This is a genomic window from Streptomyces sp. AK010, from assembly GCF_014207295.1.
GTDB classification, from domain to species: domain Bacteria; phylum Actinomycetota; class Actinomycetes; order Streptomycetales; family Streptomycetaceae; genus Streptomyces; species Streptomyces massasporeus.
This window is the reverse complement of record NZ_JACHCX010000025.1, coordinates 57877-77846: the sequence shown is the minus strand read 5'-3', so window position 1 is coordinate 77846 and position 19970 is coordinate 57877. Positions and strand designations below refer to the sequence as shown.

Below are 19970 nucleotides of genomic sequence, written 5' to 3'. Positions count from 1 at the left end.
CCCGTGACTCCGCCGTCCCCTCTTCCGCACCGTCCGCCTCCCGTGACTCCGCCGTCCCCTCTTCCGCACCGTCCGCCTCCCGTGACTCCGCCGTCCCCTCTTCCGCACCGTCCGCCTCCCGTGACTCCGCCGTCGCCGCCCTGCGCACCGCGGGGTGCGTCTTCGCCGAGGACGAGGCCGAGATGATTCTCGCCACCGCGCGTACTCCGGCCGAGATCGCCGCCATGGTCGAGCGCCGCGTCGCCGGCCTGCCCCTCGAACTCGTCGTCGGCTGGGCCGAGTTCCGCGGCCTGCGCATCGCCGTCGCGCCGGGGGTGTTCGTGCCCCGCCGGCGCACCGAGTTCCTGGTGGAGCAGGCCCTGCGCCAGCAGCCCGGGGCCGCCGTCGTCGTGGACCTGTGCTGCGGTTCGGGTGCCGTGGGGGCGGCGCTGGCCGCCGCGCTCGGCCGCGTCGAACTGCATGCCGCCGACATCGACCCGGCCGCCGTGCGGTGCGCCCGCGGCAACGTCTGCGCCGTCGGCGGGCAGGTGCACCAGGGCGATCTGTTCGAGGCGCTGCCCGGCGCGCTGCGCGGCCGCGTCGGCATCCTCGCGGCCAACGTGCCGTACGTGCCGAGCGACGAGATCGGCCTGCTGCCGCAGGAGGCCCGTGACCACGAGCCGCTCGTCGCACTCGACGGCGGCACGGACGGCCTCGACGTGCTGCGCCGGGTCGCGGCCGAGGCCCCCCACTGGCTCGCCCCCGGCGGCTGCGTCGTGGTGGAGACGAGTCGGCACCAGGCCCCGGCCGCCGTCGAGGCCCTCGAACGCAACGGCCTGACGGCACGGCTGACCGTGTCGCAGGAGCTGTACGCCCACGTGGTGACCGGCGTCGGACCCTAGGCCCCCCGCTCCTCACTCCGGTGCGGTCGCCCGCGCGATGAGCAGGGCCACGTCGTCGAAGTTGTCCGGCTCGTGCAGCGTGCGCAGCAGCAGGTCGCAGACCTCCTCCAGGGGCCGGTCGGGCCCGTCGAGCAGCGACAGCAGCGTGTCGAGCCGTTCGTCGAGAGGGTCGCGCCGGGTCTCGACCAGCCCGTCGGTGTAGAACACCAGCCGGTCGCCGGGCTCGAGGTCGACGGTGGTCGTGGAGAAGGCGACACCGCCCACGCCGAGCGGCACCCCGGTCGGCAGGTCGAGCAGTTCCGGCGTGCGGCCGGGCCGGACCCGCACCGGCGGCAGGTGCCCGGCGTTGGCGATCCGGCACTGCCGCAGATGCGGGTCGTGAACGGCGTAGACGCAGGTGGCGATGGTCTGCTCGAGGCCCGCGGTGATCCTTTCGAGGTGTTCCAGGAGCACATGCGGATCGAGATCGAGGGAGGCGAGGGTGTTGGTCGCCGTCCGCAGCCGCCCCATGGCCGCCGCCGCGGGAATGCCGCTGCCCATCACATCGCCCACGACGAGCGCCGTCGTGCCGCCGGCCAGCGGGATCACGTCGAACCAGTCGCCGCCGACCTCGCTCGTGGCCCCGGCCGGCTGGTAGCGGGAGGCGACCTCCAGCCCTCCCGTCACCGGCGGATGGCTGGGCAGCAGGCTGCGCTGGAGGGTGAGCGCGGTCTCGCGGGCGCTCTGGTACCAGCGGGCGTTGTCGATCTGCACGGCGGCCCGGGCGGCCAGCTCGCGCGCCAGCAGCAGGTCGTCCTCGCTGAACGGCAGCGGATTGCGGGTGCGCTTGAGGTCCAGGGCCCCCAGCACCTCGCCCCGCGCGATCAGCGGCACCGCCAGGTAGGAGTGCACACCGGCCCGGCCCAGCAGCTCGGCCGCCTCGGAGGAACGGGCGATGCGGTCCAGGTCCTCGTCCTTGACCTCCGGCAGCATGACGGGGCTCGCGGTGCGCACGCACTGGGTGACGAGCCGGTCGGGGGCGTACCGGGCGACCTGACCGGGAGGGTCGGCAGCCTCCAGGGCCTCGGCCGAGTCGTACCCCTGCACCGCCAGTGCCCGGATCACTGCCGACTCGGCGGGGCCGAGGCTGGTGCGGCGGCCCTGCACCACCGCGTCCAGCAGGTCGACGGCCGCGATGTCGGCGAGCTCCGGCACGGCCACCTCGGCCAGCTCGCCGGCCGTGCGGTCCAGATCCAGTGTGGTGCCGATCCGGCCCGAGGCGTCGGCGATCAGGGCCAGGCGCCGCCGCGCGGCCTCGGCCTCGATGCCCGCCCGGTACTGCTCGGTGACGTCGACGATCGAGACGGCCACGCCCAGCACGATCCCGAAGGCGTTCTCCAGCCGGTACAGCGAGATCGACCAGGCGTGGTCCTGGTGCGGGTCGGCCGGGGTACGGCCGATCGTGGACTGGTCGACGACCGGCGTGCCGGTCTCCAGCACGCGCCGCGTGGCGGCCTCCAGGGCGTCGACGTCCATCCGCGGCACCACCTCGCGGACCGTGCGGCCCAGGTGCTCCTCGGCCGGCACGCCGTTGATCTCCTCCAGTGCCTTGTTGACGGAGACGTACCGCAGGTCCGTGTCCAGCACGGCCAGCCCGATCGGGGACTGCGCGATCATCCGCGTCGACAGCGCCACCTCCCGCTCCAGCCGGTGCACGGTCGTCTGGTCGGCGCACAGCCCCAGCGCGTAGACGTCGCCCTGGTCGTCCAGCAGCCGCATGTTGCGGAACTCCACCAGCCGTGTGCCGCCGTCCTTGCGGCGGATCGGGAAGGCCCCGGCCCAGCTCTGCCCGGTGCCCATGACGTCGGCGAACAGTTTGACCACGAGGTCGACGTGCTGTTCGTGGACCATGATGCGGGCGGCGTACTGCCCGAGCGCCTCCTGCGCCTCGTACCCGAACAGTTCCTCGGCCTGCGGGCTCCACAGCACGATGCGGCCCCCGGCGTCCAGGACCACCGAGGCCACGCGCAGCACGTCGAGCAGACCGCTCGGGCGCGCCGACCCGCGCAGTGGACCGCCGTCCTCGGACTCGGGAGACCCGGCTGCACTCATCCCACGCCCCGCCTTCGCCGTCCTCGCGGCACGCCGTCGTGTGCCGACACCCCATGTTCTACCGCGCGGAGCCGATTCCCGAAGGCCCCTTCCGTCACCTTCCACCATCTCCCAGCACGGCGTGGGCCGCCCCGCAAAAAAACCGCCACCGGGAGACGGACGCCGCCGGTAGTGCTCGCCGGAAGGTGGTGCTTTGCTGGGGGTAGGGGCGGATACGGCCGCCGGTGGCCGCGAAAGGAGCGATCACGATGGCGATGAACGACGAGCGACCGCACCCCCACTCCGTCTCGGTGGAGATCAGCGGGTGCAGCAAGCACGACGCCCGGATCGTGTTCGACGCGCTGTGCTCCTGCTTCGAGTCCGACCGGTGCGCCGACGACGTGCCCGAGGAACTGCACGCGACCCGCCCGACGGTCTGGCTCGGCACCTTCGACGTCGCCGACGAGCACGAGGGTTCGCGACCGGTGCACCTGGCGTCCTCCGTCGAAGCCGACCTGCACGGTGGCTACTGGGCGATCGAACGGCTCCGCACGACCCTGGACTCGCTGTTCGACGTGCACGACCTGAGCACCGTCTCCGGTGACCAGGAGAAGGAACTGCACGTGCGGCTGCAGAGCCGGTGAGCGCTTTTCACCCCGTCAGCAGGTCGAGGGCGGCCCGCCGGTAGACGGCGTGCACCACGGGCAGGTCCGCCAGGTGCACCCGTTCGTCCACGCCGTGCAGTCCCTCGTACGGCAGACCGAAGCCGGCCGTGGCCGGGATGCCCTCGGCGGCCAGCAGATTGCCGATGTTGGACGGGCCCGCCGTCTTGGCCCGCACCGTGAGACCCTGCCCGGCCGCGGCGCCCAGCGGCGCGGCGGCCGGCTGCTCGTCCTCCGCCAGCCGGTACGGCGGCCAGGACGCCACCGCCGTCATCGAGGCCGGCCCGGCTCGGGCGGCGGATCAGCTCGCCCGCGAGGTCCACCACCGCGGTCAGCGGCCCAAGGTCCCTGGTCATGGCCCTACTGTGCCCTTCCTCACCTTGTGCAACTAGTTGCATAAACAGTCGGTAGTCGTCTACAACTACAGGCACGACACCGCGCACGGAGGGCCCGATGAGCCGTTACCCGCACCTGCTGACCCCCCTCGACCTGGGCTTCACGACCCTGCCCAACCGGGTCCTCATGGGCTCCATGCACGTCGGCCTGGAGGAGGCCGAGGGCGGCTTCGCGCGCATGGCCGCCTTCTACGCCGCCCGCGCCCGCGGAGGAGTGGGCCTGATCGTCACCGGCGGCATCGCCCCCAACGACGAGGGCCGGCCCTACGAGGGCGGCGCCAAGCTCACCACCGAGGAAGAGGCCGAGCAGCACCGGGTCATCACCGACGCCGTGCACCGCGAGGGCGGGCGGATCGCGATGCAGATCCTGCACTTCGGCCGGTACGCCTACCACAAGGACCTCGTCGCGCCGAGCCCGGTCCAGGCGCCGATCAGCCCCTTCCCGCCCCGCGAGCTCACCGACGCCGACATCGAGCGGACGATCGACGACTACGCCCGCGCCGCCCGCCTCGCCCGGCAGGCCGGCTACGACGGCGTCGAGATCATGGGCTCCGAGGGCTACCTCATCAACGAGTTCATCGCCCTGCAGACCAACCACCGCACCGACGGCTGGGGCGGCTCGTACGAGAACCGCACGCGCTTCCCGCTGGAGATCGTGCGCCGGGTGCGTGAGGCGGCCGGCGAGGACTTCATCGTCATCTACCGCCTCTCCATGCTCGACCTCGTCCCGGGCGGCTCGACGCTCGACGAGGTCGTCACCCTCGCCAAGGCCGTCGAAGCCGCCGGGGCGACGATCATCAACACCGGCATCGGCTGGCACGAGGCCCGCATCCCCACCATCGCGACCTCCGTGCCGCGCGGCGCGTACACCTGGGTGACCAAGCGGCTCATGGGCGAGGTGTCCGTCCCGCTCGTCACCACCAACCGCATCAACACCCCCGAACTCGCCGAGGAACTGCTCGCCGAGGGCGCCGCCGACATGGTGTCGATGGCCCGCCCGATGCTCGCCGACCCGGACTTCGTCACCAAGGCCGCCGCCGGCCGCCCCGAGGCGATCAACACCTGCATCGGCTGCAACCAGGCCTGCCTCGACCACACCTTCAGCGGCCTGATCACCTCCTGCCTGGTCAACCCGCGCGCCTGCCACGAGACCGAGCTCGTGCTCTCCCCGACCCGGCTGCGCAAGCGCGTCGCGGTCGTCGGCGCCGGCCCGGCCGGCCTCGCCTGCGCGGTCTCCGCCGCCGAGCGCGGGCACGAGGTGACGCTGTTCGACGCGGCGAGCGAGATCGGCGGCCAGCTCAACGTCGCCCGCAAGGTCCCCGGCAAGCAGGAGTTCGACGAGACGCTCCGCTACTTCCGCACCCAGCTCGACCGGCACGGCGTCGACGTCCGGCTCGACACCCTGGTCACGGTCGCTGACCTCGACGGCTTCGACGAGGTCGTCGTCGCCACCGGCGTCACCCCGCGCACCCCCGAGATCCCCGGCATCGACCACCCGAGCGTCGTCGGCTACCTCGACGTCCTGCGCGACGGCGCCCCCGTCGGCGACCGGGTCGCGATCCTCGGCGCGGGCGGTATCGGCTTCGACGTCGCCGAGTTCCTCACCGACGGCGGCGACAAGGCCCACGAGGACCCGGCGACGTACTTCCGCCAGTGGGGCGTCGACCTCGACTACCGCGGCCCCGGCGGCCTCGCGGCGCCCGAGCGGCCCGCGCCGCCGCGCACCGTCCACCTGCTCCAGCGCAAGACCTCCAAGGTCGGCGCCGGCCTCGGCAAGACCACCGGCTGGATCCACCGCACCGAGCTCAAGCACCGCGGCGTCACCATGGTCCCGGGCGCGCGCTACGACCGGATCGACGACGCCGGACTCCACATCACCGTCGGCGAGGAGAGCACGGTCCTCGAGGTCGACACGATCGTGCTGTGCACGGGTCAGGAGCCGCGCCGCGGCCTGTACGAGGAGCTGCTCGCCGCCGGGCGCAGCACGCACCTCATCGGCGGCGCCGACGTGGCCGCCGAACTCGACGCCAAGCGCGCCATCAAGCAGGGCACCGAACTCGCGGCCGCCCTGTAGTGCGGTGACGCGTCCCTAGGATGAGGCCATGTCACTCCCGCACGCGATCCTCACCGCCCTGCTCGAGAAGAAGTCCTCGGGCCTGGAGCTGACCCGCCGGTTCGACCGGTCGATCGGCTACTTCTGGTCGGCGACGCACCAGCAGATCTACCGCGAGCTGGGGAAACTGGAGGCCGACGGCCTCATCCGCGCACTGCCGTCCGAGCAGCCGGCCCGCGGGCAGAAGAAGAGCTACGAGGTCCTGCCGGCGGGCCGCGCCGAACTGGCCCGCTGGACCTCCGCCTCCCAGGACCCCAAGCCGCACCGCGACGCGCTGCTGCTGCGGCTCAGGGCGGCGGCCGTGGTCGGCACGGCGGGCCTGGAGGCGGATCTGCGACGCCATCTGGAGCTGCACGAACGGCAGCTGGCGGAGTACGAGGAGATCGAGGAGCGCGACTTCCCGCCCGGCCGCGACGGCGCCGAGGTCCGGTTGCGGCACCTCGTGCTGCGGGCCGGCATCGACCTGGAGACCTTCTGGACCCAGTGGCTCCGGCGTGCCCTGGCGGACTTCGCCGAGCTCCCGGACGGCGGACCGGCGGAGCAGGCCTGACCGGTGGCGGGCCGGGTGAGGGATGAGCGCAGGTCCGGCCCTCTCGCGACATGACGGCGGCCCGTCCGCCCGGAGCGCTTCGGGGGAACGGGCCGCCGTCCGTACCGGGTCAGAGCCGGTACGGCTTGTTGCGCCGGCGCAGGTACCAGGCCGTCCCGAGGAGGCCGGCGCCGACCAGCGTGCCGCCCGCGACCAGCGTGACGGTTCCGTAGTCCGTCGTGCTGCCGCCGACCCCGCCCATCACGCCGCGGGACGGCGACGCCGAGGGGGACGCGGACCGCGAGGGGGAGGGAGCGGTGGAGACCACGACGGACTGCGTGCCCGCGGTGGTGCCGTCCGAGCAGACGACGATGACGGTGTAGGTACCCGGGGAGACACTCGACCAGGCGGCCGACTGACTCGTGGACGTCCCCGACAGCGTCACCTGGCGGCCCTGGGCGAAGCTGCCCTGACTGCTGGTGAGGAGCGAGGCGGTGCCCCAGCTGCCGTTGATCTGGGTGCAGGAGCTGGTCGTGACCGACACCGTGGACCCTGTGGTGCTGACAGAGATGCCCGGGCCCGCGACGGCGGGCACCGCGGCAAGGGCGAGGGGCAGCGCGGCGACTGCCACGGTCAGGCCGGAGCGGAGAACTGGCGATGAGTTGCGCATGTGGACTGCCCTCCGGCGGCACGGTTGGCGGTACATCCCTTGCGCCGCCGAGGGTCGGGGAACGCCCGTGCTGCCTCGGGGTCAGCCAAAGCTCCCCGGGCCCCGGCCGCACTCCGAGCGCCCCCGTGCAGGTGACGGGTTGGTTCTCCCGGCTGACGCGGCGGGTACGTACCGGCGGCTGCCGGGTCGCGTCCCGGCAGCCTCCGGTACGTCAGCGCCCCGCGCCCGTCGTCACCGCCCGCTCCGCCGAGAAGCCTCCCCAGGTGCCGTCGGGCAGCATCGCGCGGACGCGGACCCGGTGGGTGACACCGGCGCGCCGCCCGGCGTAGAAGCTGTACGTGGCCCGCTCGCGCGGGGCGGTGCCGCCGTACACCAGGGATGTGGCGGGCCTGCCGTCCAGATGGATCTGGTACTCGGTGATCTCACCGTCCACACGCGGCGGCACCCAGCTCAGGTCGAGCTGGTAGGCGCCGTCCTCGCGGTGGCTCGTCGCCCGGAAGTCCGTGGGGGCGGTGGCGCGGCCGTCGTCCGTGCCCGGTGTGGTGAGGCGGACCGCGGGGCCGGCGGGGGAGACGTTGCCGGCCGCATCCCGGGCGCGGACGGTGAACGTGTAGTCCGAGCCGGGCCGCAGTCCCGTGAGCACGGTGGCCGTCTGGCCCCCGCTCACACTGTGGATCTTCGTGTCTTGCTGGTGGATGTCGTACGAGACCACACCCCGGTCGTCCGTGGAGGCGGACCAGGACAGCTGGACCGCGCGGCTTCCGACGGCCCGCCCGCCGGGCGCCGACGGGCGGGTCGGCGCGGAGCGGTCGTCCGCGACCACCGCGGGCGTCGTCACGGCCACCCGCCGGCTCGGCGGCCCGAGCCGCCCGTCGATGTCCCGTGCCCGTACGGAGAAGGCGTACCGCGTGGAGGGCCGCAGCCTGGTGACATCCACCATGTGCTGTGAACCAGCCACTTCCTTGACCTTCGTGGTGCCGCGATACACCTCGTAGCCATCGGCCCGGGCGGTCGCGTTCCACATGACATGCACGCTCGTCGCGCTGCCCGCCGCAGCGGTCACACCCGTCGGAGCGCCGGGCACACCGACGCCGGCTCCTTCCTCCGCTCCGGCCCAGCCGCAGGAGGTGAGCAGAACGAGAGCCCCGCAGAGCGCCAGGCGGCGCGGGAGGGACGGGGGAGCGGAACGTCCTCGCACGGCACTGCCTCCCGGGGGTGGTCGGACGGCACGTTCACCGGAATGGTCCGGACCAATATGACGCGGTTGGCACGATCACATCAAGAGGGTGACCGCCGGTCGTGGATCCCGCTGCCGTGAGGGGGTCACCTCCCGTCGTGTGGGACCACTCGGAGGAGTTACGTATGCTGAAGGCATCACGGCCGAACTCCTGGCAGATGTCGGGGAGTTCGGGCCTGTCGCGCGGAACCGCTGTCGTCGCAGATCCCGTGCCGGCACGGGTGGCCGGGCGGCCGGAGTCTTACGCGGACTCAGGCGCCCGGCCCCTGACGGAGGTTGGGGACATGCACCGTCCGGCCCCCCAGCGGTGGCCGGGTGATCACCTCGGGGCCAGATTGGGCTGAGTGCCCGTCAGGTCCCCCACGAGAGGCTCCCGTATCGTGCATGTCCAGTCGCTCACCCTGGCCGTGGCCAGCGCCGCCCTGCTCGCCCCGACGACCTACCCCGCCGCCCACCCCCACCCCGCGGTGTGGCGCGAAGGCGCCGTGAGCGCAGCCGACCTGCTCGCCAAGGTGCGGGACTGCGCTCCCGTCTCCCGAGGCCGCTACCGCAGCGACAACGGCGCGCCCGCGAACATCCCGGTCTGCGGCACCCGCGACGCCGTGTTCTGGAAGGCCGACATGGACATCGACTGCGACGGCAGCCCCGGACCCCGCTGCAACCGCCGCACCGACCCGTACTTCGCCGCGAGCACGGCCTACGCCCAGTCCGACGGCCGCCCGTTGAGCGCCGAACGCCTGCCCTTCATCGTCGTGCCCGCGCCGAGCGCCCTCTGGGACTACCGGGACCACGGCATCGGCGGCGGTTCCGTGGTGGCCGTCGTGTACCGCGACCGGGTCCAGTACGCCGTCGTCGGTGACACGGGCCCGCAGGGAATCATCGGAGAGGCGTCCTACGCGACCGCCAAGGCCCTCGGCATCCGCGTCGACCCGCACGGCGGTGGCGCGCCCTCCGGTGTCACCTACATCGTCTTCAAGAACACCAAGGTGTCGCCCATCGAGGACCACGCCGCGGCCGTGACCGAGGGGGAGCGGGTGGCGAGGCGGTTCGCCGACGGGAGCCGGGCGGACGTGGGCTGAGCGGCTGACGAGGTGTCACGGACACGGCTGCGGCCGGGCATCGCCCTCGGGGCGTGCCCGGCCGCAGCCGTCCCTCACACCTTCCGGTACGCGTAGGCCTCCGTGGCCGCCGCCTCCACCGCTGCCAGATCCGCCCCGGTGGACGCGGTGACCACCGCGGCCACGGCCCCCTCCACGAAGGGGGCGTCCACCAGGCGTGTCGGCTCCGGCAGTTCGTCGCCCTCCGCGAGCAGTGCCTTCACCGTGAGCACGGCGCTGCCCAGGTCGGTCAGGACGGCGACCCCTGCGCCCCGGTCGACGGACGCGGCCGCCGCGGCGATCAGTTCGGAGCTGGTGCCGAGCCCGCCGCCCCCGGCGCCGCCCGCCGCAGCGACGGGCACCGCCGGGCCGCCGCCCGCGAGTCCCTTCGCCAGCTCGGCGACCGACGCGGCCACCGCCGCACTGTGCGACACCAGCACGATGCCCACCAGCTGCTCGTCACTCATCGGCGGCCTCCACGAGTCCGGCGATCAGCAGCGCCGACGACGTGGCACCCGGGTCCTGATGACCGATGCTGCGCTCGCCCAGATAGCTGGCCCTGCCCTTGCGCGCCTGCAGCGGCGTCGTCGCCACGGCGCCCTCCTCCGCGGCGGTCCGGGCCGCCGCGAACGAGTCGCCGAGCGCGTCCACTGCGGGCACCAACGCGTCGATCATGGTCTTGTCGCCCGGGGCGGCGCCGCCGAGCGTCATGACCGCGTCCACCCCCGCCCGCAGAGCCTCGGCCAGCTGCTCCTCGCTGACCTCGCCGGCATCGCCCAGGGCCTTGCCGGTACGACGCAGCAGCGTGCCGTACAGCGGTCCCGAGGCGCCGCCGACCGTCGAGATCAGCTGGCGTCCGGCGAGGGTCAGCACCCCGCCGGGCGTGCCGGGGGGCTCCTTCTCCAGGGCGGCCGCGACGGCCCTGAACCCGCGCTGGAGGTTGCTGCCGTGATCGGCGTCCCCGATGGGGGAGTCGAGGGCGGTGAGCCGTTCCGCCTCGCGGTCGACGGACGCGGCGGTCACCGTCATCCAGCGGCGGAAGAATGCGGCGTCGAGCACTGGGTCTCCTTGCCTGGTAGGTACGTGGTGATCCTCTACCCCCTGCGCGTCACATGCCCCAGCGCAGACCCGGGGTACTCACCGGCGCGTCGTACAGCCGCAGCAGCTCCTCGTCGACCTGGCACAGGGTGAGCGAGGCGCCCGCCATGTCCAGGGAGGTGACGTAGTTGCCCACGAGGACACGGGCCACGGGGACGCCGCGCTGGGCGAGCACCCGGTGCACCTCGGCGTGGAAGCCGTACAGCTCGAGCAGCGGCGTCGCACCCATGCCGTTGACCAGGACCAGCACCGGACTGCGCGGCTGGAGGTCCTCCACCACCGCCTCGACGGCGGCCTCGGCGATCTCACCGGAGGTCATCATGGCGCGCCGCTCCCGGCCGGGCTCACCGTGGATGCCGATGCCCAACTCCAGCTCGCCGGGCGGCAGATCGAAGGTGGGGCTGCCCTTCGCCGGGGTGCTGCAGGCGCTCAGCGCGATCCCGAAGCTGCGGGAGCTCTCGTTCACCTGCCGGGCGATGGCCTCGACCCGCTCCAGCGGCATGCCCTCGGCGGCTGCGGCACCCGCGATCTTCTCCACGAACAGGGTCGCGCCCGTACCGCGCCGCCCCGCCGTGTACAGGCTGTCGGTCACGGCCACGTCGTCGTTGACCAGCACCTTCGCGACCCGGATGCCCTCGTCCTCGGCCAACTCGGCGGCCATGTCGAAGTTGAGCACGTCACCGGTGTAGTTCTTCACGATGAACAGCACGCCCGCGCCGCTGTCCACGGCGGCGGCCGCGCGCAGCATCTGGTCGGGCACGGGGGAGGTGAACACCTCGCCCGGGCAGGCCGCCGACAGCATGCCGGGACCCACGAAGCCACCGTGCAACGGCTCGTGGCCCGACCCGCCGCCCGAGACCAGCCCCACCTGTCCGGCGACGGGAGCGTCCCGCCGCACGATCACCCGGTTCTCCACGTCCACGGTCAGCTCCGGGTGGGCAGCCGCCAGACCGCGCAGCGCGTCCGCCACCACAGTTTCCGGGACGTTGATCAGCATCTTCATGGGTACCTCCTGATGAGACTAGCAGATGTACCCCTGACCTTCATTTTTGCAGGTCAGGATGAGTCAGGCCAGTTTTTGATCTTGGCGGTTCGTGGCGGTCCGGGACGGGCTGGGGCGGTACTGATACTGACTTAATGCTGACTTTGATGACGGAGCGTCAGTTCCCTGTTGTGGTCGGTGGCGGTCGGTCTGTGCGCTGCTGCCGGCAAGTATCAACCTTGCGGCAGCGAACGTCACGGGCGCCGTGCTCGTGGGCAGTTTTTCGCGGACCTTGACACTGACTGGGAGCATGATGGGTCGACCCAGCATCGCTGGGTTGCCGACGTGCTGGAAGCGATGCTGGCTGAGCCGCACGGCGGGCCGGATCAGCCTCCCGAGTCCTTCTGCCGACTCATCGACTATCTGATGAGCCCTAAGAGGGCGTAACACGATCATGATCGGCGCTTCTTCAGTCGCCTCCAGCAGATGAGGCTGCAGGCCAACGAGACGAACGCGTCGTGAAGTTCGGTGCGGCGTTCCCAGCGGACGGCGAGGCGCTTGAACTGGTGGAGCAGGGCGAAGGTCTGCTCGACGACGTACCGGAGTTTGCCCAGGCCCTTGATGTTCGGGGCGCCCTTGCGGGAGATGACCGGCAGGATCCGGCGCTTGCGGAGCTCTTCGCGGTTGGGGTTGGAGTCGTAGCCCTTGTCGCCGAGCAGCGAATCGGGGCGGCGGCGTGGATGGCCGGGGCGCCCGGCGATGGGTGGGATGCCGTCGACCAGAGCGAGGGTCTGGGTGACGTCGTTGACGTTGGCCGCGGTGGTGATGACTTTGAGCGGAGTGCCGCGTCCGTCGCAGATCAAGTGTTCAGCTCTCAACACCCCACGCATCAAAGGAAATGCCCTGCTCACGGCCTTCTGCAACACGCTTCAGGGCCTGTTGCGAAAGTGGATCAAGGTCGTAGATGATCACGGTCAGTGGGACGTGGCGGTCTGACGAACGGCCAGTGGGAGCGGCTGGAGCCGTTGCTGCCGGTATGCAAGAGGCCGGGCCGCCCTCGGACCTGGGCCCATCGGCAGCTGATCGGCTGCATACGGTGGCGGACCCGGACCGGTGCGCCGTGGCGTGATCTCCCTGAACGCTACGGGCCTTGGGGCCGGGCCTACGACCTGTTCCGTCGATGGCAGCGTGACGGCACCTGGAAACAAATCTTCGAGCAGCTGCAGGCCGAGGCTGACGCAAAAGGGCTGATCACGTGGGATGTGAGCGTGGACTCCACGATCCCCCGCGCTCACCAGCACGCCGTTGGCGCGCGTAGAATCTTTCGCGGACGCCGTCGACCTGCTCTGGTCGGTCGCCATGGAGGACGTCGATGCGGCGGAAGCCTCCGCCTTGGCGGCACTGGCGGCTCAGGCGATGGCACGTGCTCAGGATGGTCCAGCCCGGGACATGGCGGGTGTGGACGACGACCAGTGGGTGGAATGGCTGTTGCGCACGTCGTCGGCGGGCGACTCTTCCGTTCTCCCAGCAGTTGAGCGGTTCGGCAGTGCGCGCCAGCCGAAGGAGCGTAGAGCGGCATGGCGGCTTCATGAGGCCGCCTCCCGGATCGCCTTCGCAGCGGCGCGCGTGACCAGCACGGCAGCACTTGCCCTGTGGCGTGAGTCCTGGCACGCGCAAAGTTCGGTATTCCTGGGAGACGTGCTCACCTATCTGCGTCAGCGTGAACAGTCAGGACCTGACGGCCCCATCGCCGGCAAGATCGGTGCGGCGCTGGCGGAAGGCGCCCGCTCGCGCACCGCAGACGATCCGGCACTGGTTGTCGTGGCCCACAGTATGGGCGGCAACATCGTCTACGACCTGCTCTCACATCTCCGGCCCGAATTGGAGTGCGACGTGTTGGTCACGGTCGGCTCGCAGGTCGGTGTGTTCGCCGAGCTCGGTCTTCTTCCCGCTGTTTCCGCCCCAGCCGACCCGAAGTCGGACCGTGTGCCCGCGCTGGCGAACGTTGGTAGTTGGATCAACGTGTACGACCCGAACGACCCTCTTGCTTTCGTCACCGCGAAGATCTTCGCGGGCAGCGAGGACTTCGCGTACTCCACGGGCCGTGGAGTGAGGTCATCGCATTCGGCTTATATGCGCCGCCCCAGTTTCCACCACCGGCTTTCCGAGCGGCTGCGTGACTGCCCTCTGCCGAGCACGGCCACCGGTCTGCCCCAGGAGTGATGAAGGGTGTTCCTCGAATCGTCCGGCCCGGGACCGGGAATCCACGCACTGGTGGTCGGAGTTGGGGGTTACCCCTACCTCGGGACCCGTGCGCGGGCCCGTGGTCGCGTTCCCCGCGTGTTGAGGGACTTGGGACCTCTCACCTCTCCGCCCCGCTCCGCGGTGGCCTTCGCCCGGCGCCTGGTGAACGACGGCGACGGACTGTGGCACACGCCCGTGCGCAGCATCGATGTGCTCCTGAGCTGGGCTGAGGAGGACGAGGAGGGCGGCGGCAGGCACGGTCCGTTGATGCCTTGCCGGCCGCTCTGGACGACATACGAGAGGCGTTCGGGCGATGGATGGGCCGTTGCTCGGCCGACCCCGACAACATCGCGATCCTCTACTTTTGCGGCCACGGGCTGCAGGCCGACGGGCAAATTCTGCTGGCTGACGACATCAACCGCTTCGCCGAGTCCCCGTTCGCCCAGGCATTCGACTTCGACCGCACACGCCTGGCGCTACAGCAGCGCGGCCCTCGCACGCAGCTCTTCGTGATCGACGCCTGCCGGGTGGGAGGGTCGGGCGAGGACCCGCCCTCGGTGCTCGCCTTGGCGGACCGTACGGTCTTCGGTCTCAATGTGCGCCAGAACGAACTCACCGTGCGCATGCCGCCATACGTCGAGGCGAGCGGCTATCCGGAGCGGGTGTCCCACCTTACGAGCGCGCTGATCAAGGCGCTCGACGGGCAAGCGGCAGAGATTGACGACGCCGGCGAGTGGGTGGTGCGCATGGAGGGGGTGTCCGGGGCGATCAACACGCTGCTGATGCGGGAGCTTGGTGAGAACGGCCTCCATCAGGGAGTGGAGACCACGCTCGTGGGTGACGCGGTCCTGTGCCGGCTCCACCAGCCGCCCCCGGCCCGTCTCACTGTGCGCTGCCTGCCTCCGGATGCCGCGCCCCGTACAAAGCTCACCTGCATCCCCCATGAACCGCCCGACAGCCCTCACATCCACGGCGGACAGCCGGTCGACGCTCGGACTGCGGCGGCAGGGAGCGAACCCGTCCGGCAGTGGGAGATGGACCTGCGTGCCGGCGTGTACACAGTGCGCGCCGCGTGTGACGACGCCGCGGTGTCCAGGTCCCTGCCTGTGTGGCCACCAGCGTCCCGGATGAGCCTGCGGGTGGTGTCATGAGAGACCGTCTGCTGGTCACCGTGCGTTCTCCAGTGGCGGCGCCGACCTCGATCCCGGTCTGCTACCGAGTCATCGACACACGCATGCGTGCGGTCGAGGAGGGGGTACTGGTTCTGGGGGAGCCGCATGCGATCCATCTCCCACCGGGTGACTACGCTCTACGGCTGTTCCTGCCCTCCGGCGCGGAGGCGGGCGGTGACTACATCCGTGTCGGGGGTCCGGATGTGGCCGACTCCGTGGGGAGCAACCACACCATCGAGTACCGAGTCGACCCGGACGAGATGTCCTTCGATCTCGCCCCCGACCTCGCACGCAGTGACAGTTCGTCGGTCAGTGCTCGTCCCCATTCCCTGCCCCCGGCCGACACCGCCTCCTTCCTCGTACCGCATCAAGCCCTGCACACGGCGGACTTCGGGCTCCCGGTGGTCCTGACGCCGTGGGCGCGTCTGTGGGAACGGCACGAGGGCGTGTGGAGGGTTTCCCCACGAGCCCCTATATCCATCACCAGCTCGCCTACGGCCACATCCCTTTCCTACGGGGACCTTCCGTCCACAGCCCATCTGATCCAAGTGGGAAGTGACCGGACACCGTGGCGGTTTCTCCGGCTGCCCTCCGGGGAGCGGCTCGACGTCACGATCCGGCCGGTCGGGTCGTCGGCACCACAGCTCCAGGTCGCGGTTACCGGGCAGGACAAAGGTGCGTACGCTTTGATGGGCTACCTCGCCCAGGGAGCCCACCGTCACGCCGAACTCATGGCCAGGCATCTCGTCAAAGACCTGGCAGCATCCACGGCCCTGCGCTGGGCGGCGATCGGCTACCACCTGCTGCGCAAACCGGGGTCCCGCCTCTCCGACGAACTGTTACAGCACGTCCTCTCAGCACGCTCGCACCATCCCGCGAACACCGACCTCGCCGTGATATCGGCCTGGCACCTCTTGGAACGCATGCGAGCCGGAATCGTCGAACCCTCACACGAGGCTGTGGCCAGGGGGTTCCTCGCCGCGGCACACGGTCTCCCGGAGTGCACCGAAGGCCTGCGTTTGCTGGTGGACGGTCTGCGCCTCCTCGACGGCCCCGACCATCGCGCGCCCCTCGTCCACGGAGTGCTGATCCAGTACGGGCGATACCTCGCCACCGCTGACGCCTCCTCGCCCCTGTTGGCGTTCCACGGAGAGCATCCAGAAGCCCCCGGTCCCGCCATCGCAACGCGAGGGGGTATGCCCGACGGAGCCTTCCCCCTTGTACATCCGATGTACACCGGGCCCGTGGCGGCCGATGCCGCGATTGCCGACAGCGAGCCGTCGGCCTCTACCCCCGTTGAGCAAGCCCGGAGCCTACTCGCCCGCCTTCCAGCCTGGCGGCTTCGCCCTGCCGAGTGGGAAGAGGTCGCTCACGCCCTCCAGGACTGTGCCGAAGCCGTCGGCCATGCGCGCTCGACCGGACCGTCGAATTCGGCCACCACCGAACTCACGGCCGTCGAAGGGGCCGCCCGGAGCGAACCCTTCACCATGGCGGTACGGCAGCTGTCGATCTGCGCAGCGGCACAGAGGCCGACCGTCGACAGTGTCCCTCCACCCGCCGCCACACGGACGCAGGCGCAGGAGCTCCTTACCGCTCTCGCCGGGCTGGCGGCACTGGACGACGACATGGGCCAAGATGCGGGCCGGGTCGACAACACGACCACCCATGCCCCGGACGAAGGCGAGCAGCAGCGCGACCCGGCCACCGTCAACGCCGAAATGGCGGAGCTGGTCAACAGCGCTCGCGACATGGGGGACCCCGACCTGCTGCACGCGAGCATCGACATGCTGCGCGGACTCAAGCAGCGCCTGGACCAGGACGACCCTGTCCGGCCGGTGGTTTTGGTCAATCTCGGGCATGCCCTGCAAGAGCTGTACCGATGGACGCGGACCAGGACGTTGATCGAGGAAGCCGTGGAATGTGTGGCCGAAGCGGTCGCCCTGACCCCGGCAGAAGAGTCCGCTCATGAGCGCAGGCGCGCCGACCTCGAAGCGATCCGCGCCCTACTTCGCGTAGGACTCAGTGGGAAAGCGCAGTCAGTGAACCGCACGAGCACCGCCGTGAGCGGCACTCTCGAGCTGACATTCCAGGGTCCCGAACACACCATGCAGACCCCCCGCAAGGAGCGCGCCGGCCGCGGCAGTGGCCGCCCGGCTGCACCCCGGCCTTCGGGCCCCCTGCCGCCCGACCCGGACACGCCACGGCCCGTGCCGCCGGAGTCGGACGACACTGAGCAATGGGCGGAGGCGCAGAAGAAGTGGCGTCTGTTCCGCCCGCCCCTGCGTCCGCTGCCCCGCTACGACTACGAGCACTACAGCCGGCTGGCTGGCCCTCTCACACAGGCCGCTCCCGGTAGCCCGTACCAGGTCCGCCACCGCTCCCTACTGAAGTCCGAACCTCACCGCATCAGGGTGGTTCTCGCTCTCACTTTGGCACCGCTGGTCTCGCTGTGTGCGCTGCTGTGGTTGCTGCAGCCCGCCCACTGGCTGCACCGCCCGCCCCTGGGCATCGTCATGGTGCTCGCGATCGGTGCCATCGAAGGTGCCCGACTGATCAGCGTGGTCTCCAGCGCGCATGCCACGCTGGTCGCCCGAGATCCCGTTCCCGTGGTACCCGAGACAGGGACACGAGTCGCCTTCCTCACGACCTTCGTGCCTGGCAAGGAACCCTTGCAGATGCTGAGCAACACCCTGAGTGCTGCGGTGAGGGTGAGGCACCGGGGACTGATGCACGTCTGGGTCCTCGACGAGGGTGACGATCCGGAGGTGCGGGCACTCTGCGAGCGGCTAGGTGTCCTCCACTTTTCCCGCAAGGGCGTAATGAAGTGGAATCAGGTCAAGGGCGTCCACAGAGCGAAAACCAAGCACGGCAACTACAACGCATGGCTTGACGCCCACGGTGGAGACTACGACTTCGTCGCCGCCGTGGACACGGACCATGCCCCCCTGCCCAACTTCCTGGAGCGGACACTTGGCTTCTTCCGCGACGCCGATGTCGCTTTCGTGGTGAGCCCGCAGGTCTACGGCAACTACGACAACATCGTCACGAAGTTCGCGGAAAGTCAGCAGTTCATGTTCCACGCCCTCATTCAGCGCGCCGGGAACCGGTACAGGTCAGCCATGCTCGTGGGCACGAACGTGGCTCTGCGCACCACGGCGCTGCTGCAGGCCGGCGGATTCCAGGACAGCATCACCGAGGACTTGGACACCGGTCTGGCAATGCATCAGCTGCGCAATCCGAGTTCGGGTCGTCACTGGACTTCCGTCTATACGCCCGACGTACTGGCCGTCGGTGAGGGGCCGGCGAGCTGGACGGACTTCATGACCCAGCAATTGCGGTGGAGCCGCGGCACCTACGAGGCACTACTGAAACACTCGTGGAGGGCCCCTCGTCGCCTACGTCCCGCGAGCCTGATCAACTACGCGTTTCTACTTGCCTGGTACCCCCTGCTGGCGATCTCCTGGATCCTCGGTGGTGTGTCACTCGCTCTGTACTTCGCCCTCGGAGCGAGCGGAGCCGACGTCGATCCCGGTGCATGGGCTCTGGTGTATGGCAGCGCAGTCGCGCTGCAGTTGGCGCTATACGTGTGGAATCGACGGCACAACGTCAGCCCGCACGAACCGGCGGGTTCCTCGGGGCTCGCCGGTATGACGATGACGCTGATGACCGCGCCCGTCTACACGCGCAGCCTCATGGACGCCCTGCTGCGGCGCAGGAGCAGGTTCGTCGTGACTCCGAAGGGGTCCTCGGCCTCGCCGGACACGCTCCTCGGAACGTTTCGGATCCAGCTGTTCTGGGCGGTGACGGTCACCGCCCTGGCCGTTTACGGGGTCTCAGTGCACCACACCCACCCCGCCATGCTCGTATGGGCCGCGTTGACCGTCGCCGTAAGTCTGAGCCCAATCGCCCTGTGGCTCCTCGGCATCCGCAAGCACCGCCAGGAATGGAGCGAACGGCGCAGCACGCAGGCTGAGCAAGTCTTGTAGATCCCGTCGTCCATAGCGGCGGCGCAGGGCGAAGGGGACCGATCCCTCAGCTGGTGGTTGAGAGGGTCGCAGGGCTTCTGGATCGAAAAGGTCGCGGTGCCTTCCAGTGTCGCCCGTGAGCCGCTCCGCTGAGACAGGGCGGTGATGGGGCGCGCTCCAGTTGTTCTGGAACTGGATCGGACGGTCGCAGGAAGAGATCGTACAGGCTCGCCAGGACTGGATGGAAGGGACGAGATTCGGAGAGGTGAAGGGGTACGACGGGGCTCCGCTGCCAGCCCCCGATCTGCCGGCGACCTCTCTCAAGCCACGAGGAAGAGTTCGCTGACCTGTGGAAATGACTGGTCGGTGGGCGACGGGGCCGCCTGTGTTGCTTGCCCGCCCTTCCATAACGTGGGGGCTGGCGGTTGGGAGTGCTGCAAGCCCGGTGTGCGGTGCTGCGGCATCCCAAGGTGTGTCCGTCTGTGGGTAGCTGTGTCAGTACTCTTGCTAACCCTTTGCTAACTCTACTGACGCGTCATCAGTTCCCGTCAGACGTTTCTGCCGAAACCTCCGCGGCGCTGTAGCGGTCGCCGCAAGTTGAGTGGCCACTGCATGAGGCGGAGTCGGCGAGGGCTGACATCGCATTGCCTGCGGGGACTCGATGCACGGCCTGTCGTCTTGTGGGAATCGGACAAAGCGTGGGTGGCCTGGTGGTGAATGCTCCGGATCCGGGTTCAGGGGGCGTCGTATCGGTGTGCTCCCAGCAGGCTCTTGGTCTGCTGGTGGTGCAAAGGAAGCAACCTGCTGGCCTGCGTATACGGGTTCGGTCGAGATTCCGCCGGGATCGCTGGCCCT

At 70.3% G+C, this 19970-nt stretch carries 15 protein-coding genes and 3 pseudogenes; 10 read left to right on the top strand and 8 right to left on the bottom strand.

Annotated elements, in window-relative coordinates; genetic code table 11:
• Window positions 1–182 precede the first annotated feature (182 nt).
• Window positions 183–881, top strand: a complete 699-nt coding sequence (locus HDC93_RS33485) for a putative protein N(5)-glutamine methyltransferase (RefSeq protein WP_398987408.1) — start codon at window positions 183–185, stop codon at window positions 879–881.
• Window positions 882–893: 12 nt separating this feature from the next.
• On the opposite strand, the gene HDC93_RS33480 is transcribed toward HDC93_RS33485, so the two are convergent.
• A complete protein-coding gene (locus HDC93_RS33480) occupies window positions 894–2972 on the bottom strand; it encodes a SpoIIE family protein phosphatase (protein ID WP_185014576.1) in 2079 nt (692 codons plus the stop codon).
• A gap of 254 nt (window positions 2973–3226) precedes the next feature.
• Between HDC93_RS33480 and HDC93_RS33475 the strand changes: the two genes are divergently transcribed.
• Window positions 3227–3595 carry a hypothetical protein gene (locus tag HDC93_RS33475; protein WP_185014605.1) on the top strand — a complete coding sequence of 123 codons (369 nt, stop codon included), beginning with the start codon at window positions 3227–3229 and terminating at the stop codon, window positions 3593–3595.
• A 7-nt stretch (window positions 3596–3602) separates the two neighbouring features.
• On the opposite strand, the pseudogene HDC93_RS33470 reads toward HDC93_RS33475, so the two are convergent.
• Window positions 3603–3896, bottom strand: a pseudogene (locus tag HDC93_RS33470) (M20 family peptidase); the annotation flags it as partial.
• Between the two features lie 170 nt (window positions 3897–4066).
• On the opposite strand from HDC93_RS33470, the gene HDC93_RS33465 reads away from it, so the two are divergent.
• Window positions 4067–6082: an NADPH-dependent 2,4-dienoyl-CoA reductase gene (locus HDC93_RS33465; protein WP_185014575.1), complete on the top strand. Its 2016-nt coding sequence runs from the start codon at window positions 4067–4069 to the stop codon at window positions 6080–6082.
• 28 nt (window positions 6083–6110) lie between these two features.
• On the top strand, window positions 6111–6671 hold the full coding sequence (locus HDC93_RS33460; RefSeq protein WP_185014574.1) for a PadR family transcriptional regulator: 561 nt from the start codon (window positions 6111–6113) through the stop codon (window positions 6669–6671).
• Window positions 6672–6780: 109 nt separating this feature from the next.
• Here HDC93_RS33460 and HDC93_RS33455 read toward each other — a convergent pair whose 3' ends face one another.
• A complete protein-coding gene (locus HDC93_RS33455; protein WP_142165884.1) occupies window positions 6781–7320 on the bottom strand; it encodes a hypothetical protein in 540 nt (179 codons plus the stop codon).
• A 211-nt stretch (window positions 7321–7531) separates the two neighbouring features.
• Window positions 7532–8518: a fibronectin type III domain-containing protein gene (locus HDC93_RS33450; protein ID WP_185014573.1), complete on the bottom strand. Its 987-nt coding sequence runs from the start codon at window positions 8516–8518 to the stop codon at window positions 7532–7534.
• 419 nt (window positions 8519–8937) lie between these two features.
• Here HDC93_RS33450 and HDC93_RS33445 point away from each other — a divergent pair, with 419 nt between their 5' ends.
• Entirely contained in the window at window positions 8938–9636 is a 699-nt protein-coding gene (locus HDC93_RS33445) for a glycoside hydrolase family 75 protein (RefSeq protein ID WP_185014572.1), read from the top strand.
• A gap of 74 nt (window positions 9637–9710) precedes the next feature.
• Here the strand turns inward: HDC93_RS33445 and HDC93_RS33440 are convergent, their stop codons facing one another.
• From HDC93_RS33440 to HDC93_RS33425, 4 genes are all read right to left on the bottom strand, one after another.
• Window positions 9711–10121: a PTS-dependent dihydroxyacetone kinase phosphotransferase subunit DhaM gene (locus HDC93_RS33440; RefSeq protein ID WP_185014571.1), complete on the bottom strand. Its 411-nt coding sequence runs from the start codon at window positions 10119–10121 to the stop codon at window positions 9711–9713.
• On the bottom strand, window positions 10114–10713 hold the full coding sequence (dhaL, locus tag HDC93_RS33435; protein ID WP_185014570.1) for a dihydroxyacetone kinase subunit DhaL: 600 nt from the start codon (window positions 10711–10713) through the stop codon (window positions 10114–10116). The genes HDC93_RS33440 and dhaL overlap by 8 nt, the downstream gene beginning before the upstream one ends.
• A 49-nt stretch (window positions 10714–10762) precedes the next feature.
• The gene (gene dhaK, locus HDC93_RS33430) at window positions 10763–11755 is read right to left on the bottom strand and encodes a dihydroxyacetone kinase subunit DhaK (protein WP_185014569.1); all 993 of its coding nucleotides are present in this window, start codon (window positions 11753–11755) and stop codon (window positions 10763–10765) included.
• Window positions 11756–12186: 431 nt separating this feature from the next.
• Window positions 12187–12597, bottom strand: a complete 411-nt coding sequence (locus tag HDC93_RS33425) for an IS5 family transposase (RefSeq protein WP_185014568.1) — start codon at window positions 12595–12597, stop codon at window positions 12187–12189.
• 114 nt (window positions 12598–12711) lie between these two features.
• On the opposite strand from HDC93_RS33425, the pseudogene HDC93_RS33420 reads away from it, so the two are divergent.
• The 5 genes and pseudogenes from HDC93_RS33420 to HDC93_RS33400 form a co-directional block, all read left to right on the top strand.
• Window positions 12712–13053 (top strand): annotated as a pseudogene (locus HDC93_RS33420) (IS5 family transposase); the annotation flags it as partial.
• Complete coding sequence (locus HDC93_RS33415) at window positions 13040–13957, top strand: hypothetical protein (RefSeq protein ID WP_185014611.1); 918 nt, start codon at window positions 13040–13042, stop codon at window positions 13955–13957. The pseudogene HDC93_RS33420 and the gene HDC93_RS33415, both read left to right, overlap by 14 nt.
• Window positions 13958–14250: 293 nt before the next feature.
• On the top strand, window positions 14251–15129 hold the full coding sequence (locus HDC93_RS33410; RefSeq protein ID WP_185014567.1) for a caspase family protein: 879 nt from the start codon (window positions 14251–14253) through the stop codon (window positions 15127–15129).
• A gap of 2228 nt (window positions 15130–17357) precedes the next feature.
• Complete coding sequence (locus tag HDC93_RS33405) at window positions 17358–19136, top strand: glycosyltransferase family 2 protein (RefSeq protein ID WP_398987404.1); 1779 nt, start codon at window positions 17358–17360, stop codon at window positions 19134–19136.
• Window positions 19137–19290: 154 nt separating this feature from the next.
• Window positions 19291–19461: pseudogene (locus HDC93_RS33400) on the top strand (pirin family protein); the annotation flags it as partial.
• Window positions 19462–19970 lie beyond the last annotated feature (509 nt).

Coding starts and splice junctions, on each gene's coding strand:
- HDC93_RS33460 (WP_185014574.1), top strand. CDS start 6,111: ATGTCACTCCCGCACGCGATCCTCACCGCCCTGCTCGAGAAGAAGTCC.
- HDC93_RS33465 (WP_185014575.1), top strand. CDS start 4,067: ATGAGCCGTTACCCGCACCTGCTGACCCCCCTCGACCTGGGCTTCACG.
- HDC93_RS33475 (WP_185014605.1), top strand. CDS start 3,227: ATGAACGACGAGCGACCGCACCCCCACTCCGTCTCGGTGGAGATCAGC.
- HDC93_RS33455 (WP_142165884.1), bottom strand. CDS start 7,320: ATGCGCAACTCATCGCCAGTTCTCCGCTCCGGCCTGACCGTGGCAGTC.
- HDC93_RS33440 (WP_185014571.1), bottom strand. CDS start 10,121: ATGAGTGACGAGCAGCTGGTGGGCATCGTGCTGGTGTCGCACAGTGCG.
- HDC93_RS33480 (WP_185014576.1), bottom strand. CDS start 2,972: ATGAGTGCAGCCGGGTCTCCCGAGTCCGAGGACGGCGGTCCACTGCGC.
- dhaK (WP_185014569.1), bottom strand. CDS start 11,755: ATGAAGATGCTGATCAACGTCCCGGAAACTGTGGTGGCGGACGCGCTG.
- HDC93_RS33485 (WP_398987408.1), top strand. CDS start 183: ATGATTCTCGCCACCGCGCGTACTCCGGCCGAGATCGCCGCCATGGTC.